Origin of the sequence: Streptomyces sp. 130 (assembly GCF_007096885.1) — a bacterium.
Lineage (GTDB): Bacteria > Actinomycetota > Actinomycetes > Streptomycetales > Streptomycetaceae > Streptomyces.
On the sequence record NZ_VJNO01000044.1, the window covers coordinates 20757 to 36623 of the forward strand.

The 15867-nt window shown below is 72.3% G+C and carries 11 protein-coding genes; 4 read left to right on the forward strand and 7 right to left on the reverse strand.

Translation table 11 applies throughout. The features are described from left to right. Window positions 1–208: 208 nt before the first annotated feature. Window positions 209–1597, forward strand: coding sequence for a cellulase family glycosylhydrolase (locus FKN01_RS27860; protein WP_185993013.1), 1389 nt, complete (start codon window positions 209–211; stop codon window positions 1595–1597). A gap of 238 nt (window positions 1598–1835) precedes the next feature. Then, window positions 1836–2417, forward strand: a complete 582-nt coding sequence (locus tag FKN01_RS27865; protein WP_143625344.1) for a TetR/AcrR family transcriptional regulator — start codon at window positions 1836–1838, stop codon at window positions 2415–2417. A gap of 112 nt (window positions 2418–2529) precedes the next feature. Here FKN01_RS27865 and FKN01_RS27870 read toward each other — a convergent pair whose 3' ends face one another. Genes FKN01_RS27870 through FKN01_RS27885 form a run of 4 tightly spaced genes read right to left on the reverse strand, consistent with a single transcriptional unit; the run spans window position 2530 to window position 7141 of the window. After that, window positions 2530–3888: a GH1 family beta-glucosidase gene (locus tag FKN01_RS27870; protein WP_143625346.1), complete on the reverse strand. Its 1359-nt coding sequence runs from the start codon at window positions 3886–3888 to the stop codon at window positions 2530–2532. Between the two features lie 20 nt (window positions 3889–3908). Beyond that, a complete protein-coding gene (locus FKN01_RS27875) occupies window positions 3909–4817 on the reverse strand; it encodes a carbohydrate ABC transporter permease (protein ID WP_185993014.1) in 909 nt (302 codons plus the stop codon). After that, window positions 4810–5820 (reverse strand): carbohydrate ABC transporter permease, encoded by a 1011-nt coding sequence (locus FKN01_RS27880; protein WP_143625348.1) that lies wholly within the window; start codon window positions 5818–5820, stop codon window positions 4810–4812. The genes FKN01_RS27875 and FKN01_RS27880 overlap by 8 nt, the downstream gene beginning before the upstream one ends. Before the next feature lie 10 nt (window positions 5821–5830). Beyond that, window positions 5831–7141, reverse strand: a complete 1311-nt coding sequence (locus FKN01_RS27885) for a sugar ABC transporter substrate-binding protein (protein ID WP_143625350.1) — start codon at window positions 7139–7141, stop codon at window positions 5831–5833. A gap of 146 nt (window positions 7142–7287) precedes the next feature. Between FKN01_RS27885 and FKN01_RS27890 the strand changes: the two genes are divergently transcribed. Beyond that, on the forward strand, window positions 7288–8646 hold the full coding sequence (locus FKN01_RS27890; RefSeq protein ID WP_185993015.1) for an ROK family transcriptional regulator: 1359 nt from the start codon (window positions 7288–7290) through the stop codon (window positions 8644–8646). Window positions 8647–8679: 33 nt separating this feature from the next. Here the strand turns inward: FKN01_RS27890 and FKN01_RS27895 are convergent, their stop codons facing one another. Together FKN01_RS27895 and FKN01_RS27900 are read right to left on the reverse strand one after the other, a co-directional pair. After that, window positions 8680–9771 carry a LacI family DNA-binding transcriptional regulator gene (locus tag FKN01_RS27895; RefSeq protein ID WP_143625352.1) on the reverse strand — a complete coding sequence of 364 codons (1092 nt, stop codon included), beginning with the start codon at window positions 9769–9771 and terminating at the stop codon, window positions 8680–8682. Between the two features lie 8 nt (window positions 9772–9779). Next, the gene (locus tag FKN01_RS27900; RefSeq protein WP_143625354.1) at window positions 9780–12290 is read right to left on the reverse strand and encodes a glycoside hydrolase family 3 C-terminal domain-containing protein; all 2511 of its coding nucleotides are present in this window, start codon (window positions 12288–12290) and stop codon (window positions 9780–9782) included. A gap of 947 nt (window positions 12291–13237) precedes the next feature. On the opposite strand from FKN01_RS27900, the gene FKN01_RS27905 reads away from it, so the two are divergent. Next, window positions 13238–14548 (forward strand): transglycosylase family protein, encoded by a 1311-nt coding sequence (locus tag FKN01_RS27905; protein ID WP_143625356.1) that lies wholly within the window; start codon window positions 13238–13240, stop codon window positions 14546–14548. Here the strand turns inward: FKN01_RS27905 and FKN01_RS27910 are convergent. Next, window positions 14518–15651 carry a DMT family transporter gene (locus tag FKN01_RS27910; protein WP_143625357.1) on the reverse strand — a complete coding sequence of 378 codons (1134 nt, stop codon included), beginning with the start codon at window positions 15649–15651 and terminating at the stop codon, window positions 14518–14520. The genes FKN01_RS27905 and FKN01_RS27910 overlap by 31 nt on opposite strands. Window positions 15652–15867: the final 216 nt, after the last annotated feature.

Below are 15867 nucleotides of genomic sequence, written 5' to 3' on the forward strand. Positions count from 1 at the left end.
CCGGAGGGCGGACGGCCGAAGGACTCGGAGCAATTGACGGCGCGATCGCGCCTGCGGCCTGGGAGCGCTCCCAGATTTATTTGTGCATGACAGCGTCGGATGGCTATGCGTGGGCCTCCGTGGCGTGTACGGTCTCGGGCCGATGGGTTCTGGGAGCGCTCCCATCCAGTTGTTCCTCAGTTGTTCCCTTCGAACGAGGAGAAATGCTGTGAAACGCTTCTTGGCGCTACTGGCGGCCGGTGCGACGGCCACGGGCCTGACGGTCCTGGCCGGCCCCCCGGCGGCGGCGGCCACCGGATGCAAGGTGGAGTACACGGTCGCCAGCCAGTGGGAGGGCGGCTTCCAGGGCGGGGTGAAGGTCACCAACCTGGGTGACTCCGTCAGCGGCTGGCAGCTCAAGTTCACCTTTGCCGGCTCCGGCCAGAAGGTGGTCCAGGGCTGGAACGCCACCTGGTCGCAGTCCGGCTCCACGGTCACCGCCGCCCCCGTCGACTGGAACCGCACCCTGGCCACCGGCGGCACGGCGGACCTGGGCTTCGTCGGCGCCTTCTCGGGCTCCAACCCGGCGCCCACGGGCTTCACGCTCAACGGCGTCGCCTGTACGGGCAGCGTCGGCGGCGGCGGGGGCGACGACGACCCGCCGCCCACCACGGGGGACGGCACCCCGGTGGAGACCAACGGTCAGCTCCGTGTGTGCGGTGTGAACCTGTGCAACCAGTACAACCGCCCCATCCAGCTGCGCGGCATGAGCACGCACGGCCTCCAGTGGTTCAGCCAGTGCTACAACAACGCGTCGCTGGACGCGCTGGCGAACGACTGGAAGGCGGACCTGCTGCGGACCGCCATGTATGTGCAGGAGGACGGTTACGAGACCGACCCGGCGGGCTTCACCAGCAAGGTCAACAGCCTGGTGGACATGGCCGAGGCCCGTGGCATGTACGCCCTGATCGACTTCCACACCCTCACGCCGGGCGACCCGAACTACAACCTGCAGCGGGCCAAGACCTTCTTCGCGTCCGTCGCCGCCCGTAACGCCTCGAAGAAGAACGTCATCTACGAGATCGCCAACGAGCCCAACGGTGTGAGCTGGGCCGGCATCAAGAGCTACGCCGAGCAGGTCATCCCGGTCATCCGGGCCGCCGACCCGGACGCGGTCGTCATCGTCGGCACGCGCGGCTGGTCGTCGCTCGGCGTGTCGGACGGCTCCAACGAGAGCGAGGTCGTCAACAGCCCCGTCAACGCCACCAACATCATGTACGCGTTCCACTTCTACGCCGCCAGCCACAAGGACAACTACCGGGCGACGGTGAGCCGGGCCGCCTCGAAACTTCCGCTCTTCGTGACGGAGTTCGGCACGGTCAGCGCCACCGGTGGCGGCACGCTGGACCGTTCGAGCACCACCGCCTGGCTGGACCTGCTGGACCAGCTGAAGATCAGCTACGCGAACTGGACCTACTCGGACGCCAATGAGAGCAGTGCCGCCTTCAAGCCGGGCACCTGCGACGGCGGCGACTACAGCAGCAGCGGCGTGCTGACCGAGTCGGGCGCGCTGCTCAAGTCCCGGATCAGCACCCCGGACAACTTCCCCACCAGCTGATCCGCTGAGGTGCGGGGGCCCCGGCACGGTCGGGGCCCCCGCATCCGTGTGTCCACCGGGCCGGTCCCCGCCCTCCAGCAACAGCGGCGAGAGGCCGACTCACCCGCAAGGAGAGCGCTCTCCCGCAGTGGCGCCCGGCCATCACTTCGTCCCGCCCCCGCCGTCGGCGCGGGCCTCTGTGTATATTCGGCGAGGCGTAAAGCTAAGGGGTCTAGGAAACACGTCGGCAGGGGTGGACATGGTGCGCGCGGGGCTCACGACCGACCGGGTCGTGGCGGCGGCGGCCGATCTGGCGGACGCGGCGGGCTTTGACAAGGTCACCATCTCCGCACTGGCCCGGGGCTTCGGCGTCAAGGACGCCAGCCTCTACTCCCACGTCAAGAACCTGGGCGACCTGCGGACCCGCGTCGCGCTCCTGGCCGCCGAGGAGTTCATCGACCGCATCGAGGCGGCGGTGGCCGGCCGGGCCGGCAAGGACGCGCTGGTCGCGTTCGCCGACGCCTACCGCGCCTTCGCCCTGGAGTGCCCCGGCCGGTACGCCGCCACGCGCTACCGCGTCGACCCGGCGGTCGTCGCCGAGGCGCCCGCGTACCACCGCACCATCCGCACCATCTCCGCGATGCTGCGCGCGTACGGCCTGGCCGACCCGGACCTCACCGACGCGGTACGGCTGCTGCGCAGCACCTTCCACGGCTTCACGGACCTGGAGGCCGAGGGCGGCTTCGAGGCGGCGCGGCCCGTTCAGACCTCGTGGGAGCGGGCGGTGGAGGGCCTGCACTTCCTGTTGTCGAACTGGGCGGCGGCGACGGGCGGGGCGTAGCGGTCCCTGCCGTGGTCACGAGTCCCCCGGTCGCGGTGTCCGGCAGCCCGAAACCCCCGGCGGCGGCGGTGATCCGTCGCGGCCGGGGGCTGCCGGGGCGCCTGATGGTACGTCAGGCGGTGTCGCGGGTCCGGGCGGTGCTCGCCTCGCGGATCAGTTCCGCGTACCGCCGGCCGCTGGTCTTGACCGTGCGGCGCTGGGTCGCGTAGTCGACGTGGACCAGGCCGAACCGCTTGTCGTAGCCGTACGCCCACTCGAAGTTGTCGAGCAGCGACCAGGCGAAGTAGCCGGCCAGCGGGGCGCCCTTGCGGACGGCCCGGGCGCAGGCCGCGAGGTGTTCCTCCAGGTACTGCGTGCGCTCGAAGTCGTGCACCGAGCCGTCGGGGAGTACGACGTCCTGGTAGGCCGAACCGTTCTCCGTGACGTAGACGCGCTCGACGCCGTACTCCTCGGTCAGGCGCAGGAGCAGCTGCTCCAGGCCCTCGGCGTGCACCTCCCAGTCCATGTGGGTGTGGCGGGAACCGGGCAGGTAGACCTGCTTGGCGTGCGGGACCGGGCCGGACGGGTCGGCGGTGACGACCTGGCGGAAGTAGTAGTTGACGCCCAGCCAGTCCAGCGGCGCGGATATCAGGTCCATGTCGCCTTCCTGGACGGGGAGTTCGACTCCGTACAGGTCGACCATGTCCTGCGGGTAGCCGCGGCCGAGGATCGGGTCGAGCCACCAGCGGTTGGTGTGGCCGTCGCCGCGCACCGCCGCCGCCCGGTCCGCCTCGCGGTCGGTGGCCGCCTCCACGGGGCTGAGGTTGTTGACGATGCCGACCCGGGCGTCGGGGGAGATGCCCCGGATCGCCCGGACCGCGAGGCCATGGCCCAGGTGCAGGTGGTAGGAGGCCCGGACGGCGGCGGTCAGGTCGGTGAGACCCGGTGCCATCGTGCCCTCCAGGTGGCCGATCCACGCCGAGCACAGGGGCTCGTTGAGGGTCGCCCAGTCCTTGACCCGGTCCCCGAGGCGTTCCACGACGACCGAGGCGTACGCGGCGAAGTGCTCCGCGGTCTCCCGTACGGTCCAGCCGCCCCGGTCCTGGAGGGCCTGCGGCAGGTCCCAGTGGTAGAGCGTGGCGAACGGGGTGATCCCGGCGTCGAGGAGCCCGTCCACCAGCCGGTCGTAGAAGTCGAGGCCGGCCGCGTTGACCGGTCCGTCGCCGCCGGGCACGATGCGCGGCCAGGCGAGCGAGAAGCGGTAGGCGTTCGCCCCCACCTCCTTGATCAGGCCGATGTCCTCCGGGACCCGGTGGTAGTGGTCGCAGGCCACGTCGCCGGTGTCGCCGCGGGCCACCTTGCCCGGGGTGTGCGAGAACGTGTCCCAGATGGAGGGGGCGCGGCCGTCCTCGGCCACGGCTCCCTCGATCTGGTACGCGGCGGTGGCGACGCCCCAGGTGAAGCCGGCCGGCAGGGCGCTGAGGTCGTTCACGGACTTCCTTTCCGAAGCGGTCACTTGACGGCTCCCGCGGTCAGGCCGGCCACCAGGTAGCGCTGCAGGAGCAGGAAGCCGGCGACGATCGGCACGCTGACGACGAGCGAGGCGGCCATGACCTGGTTCCAGTACACGTCGTTCTGGGTGGCGTAGCCCTGGAGGCCGACGGCCAGTGTGCGGGTGGTGTCGTTGGTCATGACGGAGGCGAAGAGGACCTCGCCCCAGGCCGTCATGAACGCGTACACGGCGACGGCCACGATGCCGGGCACGGCGGCCGGGACCACGACCTTGAACAGGGCGCGGACGGGCCCGCAGCCATCGACGAGCGCGGCCTCGTCCAGATCCCGGGGGATCGAGTCGAAGTAGCCGATGAGCATCCAGATGGAGAACGGCAGCGAGAACGTCAGGTACGTGAGGATCAGACCGCCGCGCGAGCCGTACAGGGCGACGCCCGTGCTGTTGCCGATGTTGACGAAGATCAGGAAAAGCGGCAGCAGGAAGAGGATGCCCGGGAACATCTGGGTGGACAGCACCGTCACGGTGAAGGCGCGCTTGCCGCGGAACCTGTAGCGGCTCACCGCGTACGCCGAGAACACCGCGATGATCACCGAGAGGACCGTCGCCGCGCCCGCCACGATCAGGGAGTTCACGAAGTAGCGGGCCAGCGGGACGGTTTTCCAGATGTCGAGGTAGGGCTTGACCGTCAGCCCGGACGGAATCCAGTGGAACTTCCCGGACACGTCCTGGAGCGGCTTGAGCGAGCTGCTGATCATCACATAGACGGGCAGCAGGGCGAAGAGGGTCAGGAAGGCCAGGACGGCCCGGCGGACCCAGAGGAAGGACCGCGGGGCGGCCATCGGGGAGCGGTTCCGCCGCCGCGCTCCCGCCTTCGCCGGCAGTGCGGACGGCTGGGCAGGGCTAGGCATCGGCACCCTTCCTTCCGCGTGAGGTGATGAACAGGTAGACGGCCGTCACGACCAGCAGGAACAGCAGGAGCAGCACGGACATCGCGGAGCCGGTGCCGAAGTTCCAGGTGACGAACGAGGACTGGTAGATGTGGATCGAGATCAGGTCCGCGTTCTCGGGGGCGGCCTTTCCGAACAGCACGTACGGGGTGTTGAAGTCGTTGAACGTCCACAGGAAGAGGACGAGCACGAGGACCTGGTTGACCGGGCGCAGCGAGGGCAGCGTGATCTTGCGGATCTGCTGCCAGATGCCGGCGCCGTCGATCGAGGCGGCCTCGTACAGCTCGCGCGGGATGTTCTGGAGCCCGGCCATCACGATCAGGAAGGCGAAGGGCCAGCCCTTCCAGACCGAGACGATGATCAGCGCGTAGATGCTGTTGTCGCCGATCAGCCAGAAGGACGGCTGGTCGGTGAGCCCGAGCTGGTCGTGGAGCACGTGATTGACCAGGCCGTTGTCGCGCTGGAACATGAAGGCCCAGGTGATCACGGCCGCGTAGACCGGCAGGGCGTACGGGACGAGGAAGACCGCCCGCAGGAAGCCCCGGCCGCGGAAGTTCTCCTGCAGCATGATCGCCGCCGCGACCCCGAACAGCCACGCCAGGCCGACGGCGAAGAACGTGAAGACGCAGGTGACGAAGAACGAGTGGAGCAGTGCCTCGCCGATCGGGGCGTTGACGTCGACGGCGATCTTGTAGTTGTCGAAGCCGTTCCAGGGCGCCCCGCCCCAGTTGTTGATGTAGAACTGCGTGAACTGGCGGAAGCTCATCACGATTCCGATGATCATCGGAATCACATGGACGAGGAGTTCGAGCAGGACGGCCGGCAGGAGCAGGAGATAGGGCAGTCCGCCCTGGCGTATCCGGTCGGGGATGCGCGGCAGCCTCCTGCGCGCACCCCCGCTGCCCCGGCTCGTCACCCTGTCCGACTTATCCGTCAGGCTGTCGGTGGTCACGGTGGCGGTCATGAGGGGTGCCTTACTGCTGCATCGTCTGCTGGGCCTTTTCCAGGCGCGCCTTGACGGATTCGGTGGTCACGGGGCGGCCGGCGGCCGCGTCGGCCCACAGCTCCTTGACCGCGGTGCCGACGGCGGTCTCGAACTGCGATTCGTTGGGGACCTGCGGCAGCGGGGCCGCGCTCTTGGCCAGCGTGTCGCGCAGGACCGCGAGGTCGGGCGCCGAGAACGCCGCGTCCGCCTGGGCGGCCTTGACCGGCGGGATCGAGCCGTAGGTCTTGTTGAGCAGCTTCTGCTCGGCGTCGCTCGTCATGAACTTCACGAACTTCTTGGCGCCGTCGAGGTTCTTGGTGTTCTTGAACACCGCCATGTTGATGCCGGCGACCATGGAGTTGACGTTCTTGCCCTGGCCGGGGGCTCCGGAGGGGACGGGGACCGGGGCCGCGCCCCAGTCCTCGGGCTTCATGCCCTGCGAGGCGAAGGTGGAGGCGGCGGCCTGCCACAGCACCATCGCGGTCTTGCCCTTGGCGAAGTCCGTCAGGGACTGGTTCTGGGCGTACTCCGCGTTGCCCGGGGCGATGATCTTGTCCTTGGCCATGAAGTCGATGTACTGCTTCACGGCCGCGACCGCGCCGTCCGAGGTGAAGGTCGGCTTGCCCTCGGCGTCGAAGAAGTCGGCGCCGTGCTGCCGGCCCAGGACGAACGTCTGGTGGATGTTGTTGGAGAGGTTGGAGCCCTCTGCGCCCAGCCCCCACTTGCCGTTCTTGGAGAGCTTCTTGCCGTCCGCGACCAACTCGTCCCAGGTGGCCGGGGGCTTCTCGATGCCGGCCTCGGCGAAGCTCTTCTTGTTGTAGTAAAGGGCGTACGCGAGTGAGTACAGCGGGACCGCGGCGGGGTCCTGGCCCGCCGCGCCGGCCGAGGCCACCGCCGAGTCGACGAACCGGTCACGGCCGCCGATCGCGTCGAAGTTCTCCTTGTTCCAAGGGAGCAGCGCGCCGGTCGCCTGGAGCGAGGCCGACCAGGTGTTGCCGATGTTCAGGACGTCCGGGCCCTGACCGGACGTGGTGGCGGCGAGGATGCGGTTGAGCAGGTCGGCCCACGGCACGACCTCCAGCTTGACCTTGATGCCGGTCTGCTTCTCGAACTTCTTCAGCTCGGGAGTCAGGATCTTCTTGTCGGCCTCGATGCTGGCGCCCTGGTTGGAGGCCCAGTACGTGAGGGTCTTCGGCGAATCGTTGCTGCCGCCCGACGACGTACCGCCGCCGCAGCCGGTGACACCGGCGGTTATGGAGATCGCGAGGGTGACGGCTGCCGCGGCTCTGGTGGTGCGCATGCGGGATGGCCCCTTTCCGGGGAGGAAGGCCGTGTTCGGGGAGCCGAGCGACCTTCAGGGCTTAATTTATGACGTGATTTAAAAGGTGAGAGAAGGTCGCGTCAAGTCCCGGGGTCGCGGTATGTTTCCGCCAGGGAAGGAGCCACATGGCTGAGCGCAACAGACGGACCGTGCGTGACCTGCGACGCGGCAACCGGTCGCGGGTATTGCAACGGTTGTATTTCGACGGCCCGCTGAGCCGCCAGGAGCTCGGTCCCGCGACCGGGCTGAGTTCGGGTTCCATCAGCAACGTCGTCGCGGAGCTCTCCGCGGAGAACCTGCTGGAGGAGGCCGGTGTCGTGGATTCCGACGGCGGGCGCCCCCGCACCCTGCTGCGCGTCGCCCCCGGCGGTGGCCTCCTCATCGGCGTCGACATCGGGGAGACCCGGATCAGGGTGGAGCTCTTCGACCTCTCCCTGACCGAGCTCGCCCGCACCGAGCGGCTGCTCGCCCAGCACGGCTACGACGTGGACCGCATCGTCGGCCATGTCCGCAGCGGCGTCGCCGACGTGCTGCGGGACGCCGGCGCCGACCCGCACCGGCTGCTCGGCATCGGGATCGGCGTCCCCGGCATCATCGAGCGCCACGCGCCGGACGGCGTCGTCGGCGATGTGGGCTCCGTGGTGCACGGCCAGACCATCGACTGGAGCGCCGTCCCCTTCGAGCGGCTGCTCCGGGACGCCGTGCGGGTGCCGCCCGAAGTCCCGTTCTTCATCGACAACGGCGCCAAGACCCTCGGCCAGGCCGAGATGTGGTTCGGCGGCGGGCGGGGCGCGGGCGCCTCCGCGATCGCCCTCATCGGTTCCGGCGTCGGCGCCTGCGTCAACCACGGCGACCTGCTGGACGAGGACCGCAGCAGCCAGGCCCTGGAGTGGGGCCACACCACCGTGCAGCTGCGCGGCCGGCGCTGCCGCTGCGGGTCGATCGGCTGCCTGGAGGCGTACGCGGGTGCCGAGGCGATGCGCGAACGCTGGCACGAGGCGGGCGGCCCGCTGCCCGCCGACGCCGACGACGAGACCGCGCTCGCCGCGCTCCTCGGCGCCGCCTACCCGCCCCCCGGGGCCGAACCCGACCCGGTCGCGGTGGCGCTGCTCGACGAGACCGCCGAGTGCCTGGGCGCCGCGCTGGGCGACCTGATCAACCTCTTCCTGCCCGAGCGCATCCTGCTCGGCGGCTGGGCGGGCCTCCTCATCGGCCCGCACCTGCTGCCCGACATCCGGCGCTACGCCCAGGAGTACGCGCTGAAGCACGCCTCGGCCCGGACCACCATCGAGATGGGCCGCCTCGGCCCGGACGCGGTCACGGTCGGCGCGGCGACCCTGCCGCTGGCCGACTTCCTGGCCCGCGGCGGCGGCCGGCCCTCACCGGCACCCGCCACCGGCGCCACGCCACCGGCGCTCCGGACCCCGGCGGACGCCGTACGCGGCAGGCAGGGGCCCCGGACGGAGCGGGGCGCGGCGGGGTGAACGGGGCTCTGCCGCGGAGATTTCGGGCACGCCCTACGCGGAGTCCCGCACCACCAGTGAGGGTTCGAAGATCACGGACGTCGCGGCGCCCTCCGGCTTGCCCAGCCGCTCGATCAGCAGCCGGGCCATCTCGGCGGCCATCGCCTCCACCGGCTGGCGGACCGTGGTCAGCGGCGGACGGCAGGCCAGGGCCGCGCTGCTGTCGTCGAAGCCGATCACCGCGACGTCCTCCGGGACCCGCTTGCCGCGCTCCCGCAGGACATGGCAGGCGCCCGTGGCCATCAGGTCGTTCGCCGCGAACACCCCGTCGAGGTCCGGGTGTTCGGCCAGCAGCCGCTCCATCGCGGTCTCGCCGCTCTCCTGCGTGAACCGGCCCTCGGCGATGGCGATGTAGGGGTGCCCGTTCTGCGCCATCGCGTCCCGGAAGCCGGTCAGCCGCTCCTGCACCGCGGGCACGTCGAGCGGCCCGGTGATGGTCGCGATCCGGCGGCAGCCCCGGGCCAGCAGATGTTCGGCGGCCAGCCGCGCGCCGTCCTGATGGGCGACGTCGACGTAGCTGATCCGGGCCGCGCGGGCCGGGCGCGCGTACAGCACGGCCGGCAGCCCCGCGTCCGTCAGCATGCCCGGCAGCGGGTCCTCCGCGTGCGTCGAGACGATCAGCGCACCGTCCGCGCTGCCCTGGCGCAGGAACGCCACCACCTCGTCCCGCGCCCGTGAGGTCTCGGCGAACATCAGGACCGGATGCATCCCGCGCGGCCTCAGGTAGTCGACGACACCGGTCACCACCCGCCCGAAGAACGGGTCCGCGAACACCTGCCCGGTGAAGGAGGCCCCCTCGCCCCCGTCCGCCTCGTCCGCCGGCGCGTCGTCCCGCGCCTCCGGCTCGACGCCCGCGCCGGACACCACCAGCGCGATGGCGTCGGTGCGCCGGGTCACCAGCGAGCGCGCCGCGCGGTTGGGCGCGTAGCCGGTGGAGGCGACCGCGCGGCGCACCGCTTCCTGGATCACCGGGTCGACATTCCGTACGCCGTTGATCACCCGGGAGACGGTGGCGCGGGAAACCCCGGCCGCCCTCGCCACGTCCTCAAGGGTGGGTGTTCCGGCCGGGCGCAGATCATCCGTCATGAGCGCATTTATAGCACCAGCGGAGAGCGCTCTCCATCGTGCGCCGAACCGTTACCCGATCCTTTCCCGGCCGAGTCCGCACCCGGCCGCGCCACGATCCGCGCGGTGAGCGGCAGATCGCCCGCCGAACGGCCCCCGAGCAGCGTGAACGCGCCCGCCTCCGTCTCCCAGCCGCGCCTTCCGGGCGACCAGTGGGCCAGCGCCCGCCCGTCCACCCGGACCACCGCGACCGCGCTCTCCCCGGGCTCCGCCTCGACCGCCGCGTAACCGACGAGCTTGCGCACCGGCCGCTCCACGGCGGAGCAGGCGCGCGCCAGGTAGACCTGCACCACCTCCCGCCCGCGCCGCCGTCCGGTGTTGCGCACCCGCACCCGTACGTCGAACGGCTCCCCGGCCCCCACCGCCGCGGGGGCCGTCAGCTCCTCGTACGCCCAGCCGGTGTACCCGAGTCCGTGGCCGAACCAGTACGCCGGAGCCGCCCCCGACCGCAGCCAGGCCCGGTAACCGATGTGCGGGCCCTCCGCGTAGTGCAGCCGCCCCGCCCCGTCGGGCGCGGTCCTGAGCACCGGTACGTCGTCCTGGGCGGCGGCCCAGGTGGTCGGCAGCCGGCCACCCGGCTCGGCACGCCCGAACAGCACGTCGGCCAGCCCGTCGCCGGCCTCCTGGCCGGGGAACCAGGCGAGCAGCAGCGCGGGCACCCGGGTGTGCCAGGGCAGGGCGACCGGGGCGCCCGCGTTGACCACCACGACGGTGCGCGGGTTGGCCCGCACCACCGCCCGCACCAGCGCGTCCTGACCCTCCGGCAGGTCCAGGCTCTCCCGGTCGTGGCCCTCGGACTCGCTCTGCTCCGTCGTACCCACGACCACCACCGCGACATCGGCCGCGCGGGCGGCGGCGACCGCTTCGGCGAGCGCGGCGTCCGGGTCGCCGGCGGGCGGGGCGGCGGCCAGCACCGTCGCGACCCCCGTCCCCGGGGCGAGCGAGCGGAGCGCGACGACCTCCACCTCGCGGCCCGCCGTCAGTTCCGCGCGGGCGGTGTGCAGGGGCGGGGCGACATGCACCCGGGTCGGGTCGTCGCTGTCCAGCGGGAAGGTGCCGGCCAGCACCTCATGGCCGTCCACGGCGAGCGAGATGTCGCCCCAGCCGCCGACCGCCCAGGTCCACGTGCCGCTCTCGGCGGGCCGGAACAGGGCCCTGATCTCCACCGCCGCGGCGCCCTCGGGCCGGACCGACGGTTCCACGATCCGCCCGGACAGCCGGTGCTCCGCGTGGAGTTCGGCGCCCCGCGCGTCGAGCAGCCGCACGAGCACCCCGGGTTCCCCGTCGCGCGGATCGCGGCTCCGGTCCCGGCCGAGCGGTTCCGGGCGGCCGGACTCGGGAAGACCCGGCCGGTACGTCACCGCCGCCACCCCGTCCAGCTGCCGCTCGATCCCGGCCAGCGGGGTCACCACGTGCTCCGGGAACACCTCCGCGCTCCCTCCGCCCTGGATGCGTACCGCCGTGGCGTGCGGCCCGACCACGGCGACGGACTTCAGCGCCGACGCGTCGAGCGGCAGCATGCCGCCCTCGTTGCGCAGCAGCACGGCACCGGCGGACACGGCCCGGCGCAGCAGGGCGCGCCCGGCCTCCGGGGCCGTCGCGGTCCGGGGCGCCGGGCGGTCCGGACCGAGCGCGCCCACCCGGCGGGCCAGCCGCAGCAGTCTGCGTACCTTGTCGTCCACGGCGCCGGTGGGGACGAGGCCCTCTTCGAGCGCCGCGAGCAGGCCGGCCGCCCAGGGGCCGTCCGGGCCGGGCATGGCCAGGTCCTGGCCGGAGCGGGCGGCATCGAGGAGAGTGCGCACGCCTCCCCAGTCGGAGACCACGAGGCCGTCGAAGCCCCAGGCGTCCTTGAGGGGGTGCGCGAGCAGCGGCGACGCGGACATGGTGACGCCGTCGACCTTGTTGTACGCGGACATGACAGCCCAGACCCCGGCCGCCACGGCTGCCTCGAAGGGGGCGAGATACACCTCGCGCAGGGTGCGTTCGTCCATGCGGACGTCGACGGTCAGCCGGTCCGTCTCGGCGTCGTTGCCGACGAAGTGCTTCGCGGTGGCGGCCACTCCGCCCGACTGGATGCCCCGGACGAGTGCCGCGCCGGTGCGGCCGGTGAGCAGGGGGTCCTCGGAGAAGCACTCGAAGTGCCGGCCGCCCAGCGGGGAACGGTGCAGGTTGAGGGTGGGGGCCAGGAGCACGTCGACCCCCTTGCGCCTGGCCTCGACGGCGAGCAGCGCGCCGAGGTCCGTCAGCAGCCGTTCGTCCCAGGAGGCGGCCAGCGCGGTGGGGGAGGGGAGGACGAGTGAGGTCTCGCGTTCGTCCCAGGCCTCGCCCCGGACACCGGCCGGGCCGTCGGAGAGGGTGAGCGCGCGCAGACCTGCGGCCGGTTCGGCGTGCGTGCGCCAGGTGCTGGCACCGGTGAGCAGACGAACCTTCTGTGCCGCGTCCAGCTTGTCGAGCAGCGGTTCGGTCTCTTCGTCCGTCATGGCGGCCATGCTCCTTCGCGCAGCGCGCCCTCTCGCAGGTGCCGGAGAGCGCTCTCCCGGCTGTCGCGCCCAGCCTCTCCGGTCGTCGTCGACCGTGTCAATGGGAGCCCGGGGCGGGCGCGTTCGCGCCTAAGGCCCTGGATCGGGGCCCGCGACGCCCCCGGCCCTGTTTCCGGGGGAGCCATGAGAGCCGTACGCGTCCCGGTGTCCTCGCCCCCGCCGCGCTCCCGGCCGCGTGCGGCGGCGGCCCCGGACCGGCGCCGCACGCGGCCGCCTCGCCGCCCGTGCCGGTCCGGCTGGAGAACACCGGCAAGCCGGGGGAGGCCCGCCCCGGGCCCGCGATGCACCTCTCCTCTCCAACGCGGGGCCACCCGCGCCGGAGGCGTCGTACGGGTCCACGTCGGAGCGGCCCGGACCGGCGACCCGTTGCCGGACCTGGACGAGGGGGCCGACGCCGGCTGGAAGGGGGCATCGCGCTCACCGCCGGCCGGGACGGGCGCGGCTCGGGCGGCGCGTTCCGGACGATCCCGCTGAAGGGCGGCCTGCCCGGGTCCCTGGGCGTCATCCTGACCGGCGGTTCCCGGACACCCATAGGTGGGCGGCCGGCCGCCCTGCCGCGCCACCGTGGACGAGCCCACCGCGCTGGACCGAGGTCACGTACGCGGCCGTCAACCACTCAGGTCTCCCCGACCGGGCACCCCGACGGCGAGGACCGCCTGCTCACGCACACGGCCCGGGTCGACGGCGAGGCCGGCCGTCGGGGCGGTCGGCGCTCCGGAACGTTCCCCGGGGGCCGGGGGAACCGCTGACTTTCGCCCTCCGCCGACCGCGTCGCGGCCGTGCCGCGCGGTGGTGGCCGAAACGTACCGTGGTCTTGTCATCACCCGCTGTTTGCGCATAAGTTGACCGCTTGCGACATGTCCTACAGCCAGTGGGGGAGCCAAGTCATGGCCGCGAACGGACGGCACCGCAGATACCAGCCGAGCCGCATCAACCGGGCTTCGCTCACCGTCACGGCAGGAGGCGCCGGCCTCGCCCTCCCGCTCCTCACGGCCGCTTCGGCGGGCGCCGCTTCGACGGACGTCTGGGAGAAGGTCGCCGCCTGCGAGTCCACCGGCAACTGGCACATCAACAGCGGCAACGGCTACTTCGGCGGCCTCCAGTTCACCCGCTCGACCTGGGCGGCGTACGGCGGCACGGTCTACGCGGCGCGCGCCGACCTCGCCACCAGGGACCAGCAGATCGCCATCGCGGAGAAGGTCCTGGAGGGGCAGGGCCCGGGCGCCTGGCCGGTCTGCTCCGGAAAGGCGGGCCTGACCCGGGGCGGCGCCACGCCCGACGTCAGCCCGCAGAGCGAGCGCACGGCGAGCGTCACGACTCCGAAGAAGCCGGACAACGCGTCGTCGTCGTCCCGGCGTACGCAGACCAAGCAGACCACGCCCGCCGCCACGCCGACCACGGTCCCGGGCAAGCGCGAGTCCTACACCGTGACACCCGGCGACTCGCTCTCCGGGATCGCCGCCGACCAGCACCTCCAGGGCGGCTGGCAGCGGCTCTACGCGGCGAACCGCGCGGTCGTCGGCGACGACCCGGACCTCATCTTCCCCGGCCAGCGCCTGACCCTGAACGGAACGCCCGGGGCGGCCACGAAGGCCCAGCCGAAGACGGCTTCGAAGCCCGCTCCCAGGGCGGCGACGAAAACGGCCCCCCAGCCCGAGCGGCAGACCGAGCCGCAGCCGAAGAAGACCCAGCCCAAGAAAACCCAGCCGAAGAAGACCGAGACCCGTCAGACCGAGACCCGTAAGACCCAGCCGAAGAAGACCGAGCCGAAGAAGACCGAGCACGCGCAGCGGCACAGCGGCCTCACCGCCCCCGTGGCGGCCGGCACCGGCACCCCGTACCACCAGGCGGGGTCCTGGTCCAGCGGCTACCACACGGGCGTCGACTTCCCCGTCCCCACCGGCACCTCGGTCAAGGCGATGGCGGCCGGGACCGTCGTGTCCGCGGGCTGGGCGGGGCCGTACGGCTACCAGGTCGTCATCCGGCACGGCGACGGCAAGTACAGCCAGTACGCGCACCTCTCCTCGCTGCTCGTGCGCGGTGGCCAGCACGTCGGTGGCGGCCAGCGGATCGCCCGCTCCGGCGCCACCGGCAACGTCACGGGACCGCACCTGCACTTCGAGGTCCGCACCGGCCCCGACTACGGCTCCGACATCGACCCGCTCGCCTACCTCAGGGCGGGCGGCGTCAAGGTCTGAACGCCCCCGTCAGCGGCCTTCCCGGCGGCCCGGCGCCCGGCGCCCGGCGGAGGGCCGAACTCCACCCGGCCGGCCAGGCCCTCCAGCGGCATCCGCACCGGCAGCGCCGGGCGGGGCGTCCGCGGCCCCGTCGGCGCGGCCCCGTCGGCCGGGACCGGCTCCGCCGCGCGAGGCAGGGTGCCCGTCGAGGCCGGCGGCCCGGCGGGCACGGCGAAATCCGCGGGCTCCGCCGCGTCCTCCGCGTCCGCGGTCTCCGGCGCCCGGCGCTCCGCGCCCATCCGTTCCGTCGTCAGCATGATCAGCCCGCCGGCCGCGACCGCCCCGCACACCAGGGCCAGTACCGTGCCCGTGACCCCGTGCCGGAACTGCTCGCCGAACAGCGTGATGCCCACCGCCGCGGCCACCACCGGATTCACCACGGTCACCGTGGCCAGCGGGGCCGTCAGACCCGCGCCCCGGTACGCCGCCTGGGACAACAGCAGCCCGGCGCCCGCCAGCGCGGCGATCACCAGCAGCGGCAGCAGCCCGGACTTCACGGCGCCCGCCGTCCACTCCATGGCCACGGTCTTCGTGTACACCGACGCGATACCGAAGGCCACGCCCGCCGCCCCGGCCAGCACCACGCTCCGCATCACCGGCCGGCGCATCCCCCGCGAGACCAGGACCAGCACGGCCACCGCGCCGAAGGTCACCACGGCCAGCGTCAGCTGCTGCGGAGCTCCCAGCCCGTGCGCGTCGGCGCCGCCGGTCAGCGCGAGCAGCCCGGCCAGACCCACCGTCGCCATGACCGCGCCGCGCCACGCCGTGGCCCCGGCCCGGCGGCGTACGAACAGCGCGGCCATCGGCAGCGCGAACACGATCGTGAGCGCCCCCAGCGGCTGTACGAGGCTCAGCGGGCCGTACGCCAGCGCCACGACGTGCAGGACGGCGCCCAGCCCGTTGAGCACGACGGCCGCCCACCAGACCCGGTTGCGCAGCGGTGCGAGGGAGCGACCGTCCGAGGCCGTGGCCACACGCTCCTGCACGATCGCCCCGGCCGCGTAGGCGACCGCGGAGACCAGTGACAGGAGCACGGACAGCGCAAGGGAACTCATGTACACCACGATCCCCTTTTCCAGCCGCCGCGTCGTCGTCCCTGAGGCGGCGATCCGGCGTACTGCTCTGGTAGTACGGCAGTGGTCCGGGTGTCCTCCTCCTGACGGTAGTCCTCCCCGCGGCGGACGTCAGAAGGATCTTGCCGGGCGGAGGCCTTCACCGGACCGACACGCGCGGCGCCCGTCCGACCCCTTGACGCGGTCACGACGGAATCCAAGAATGAT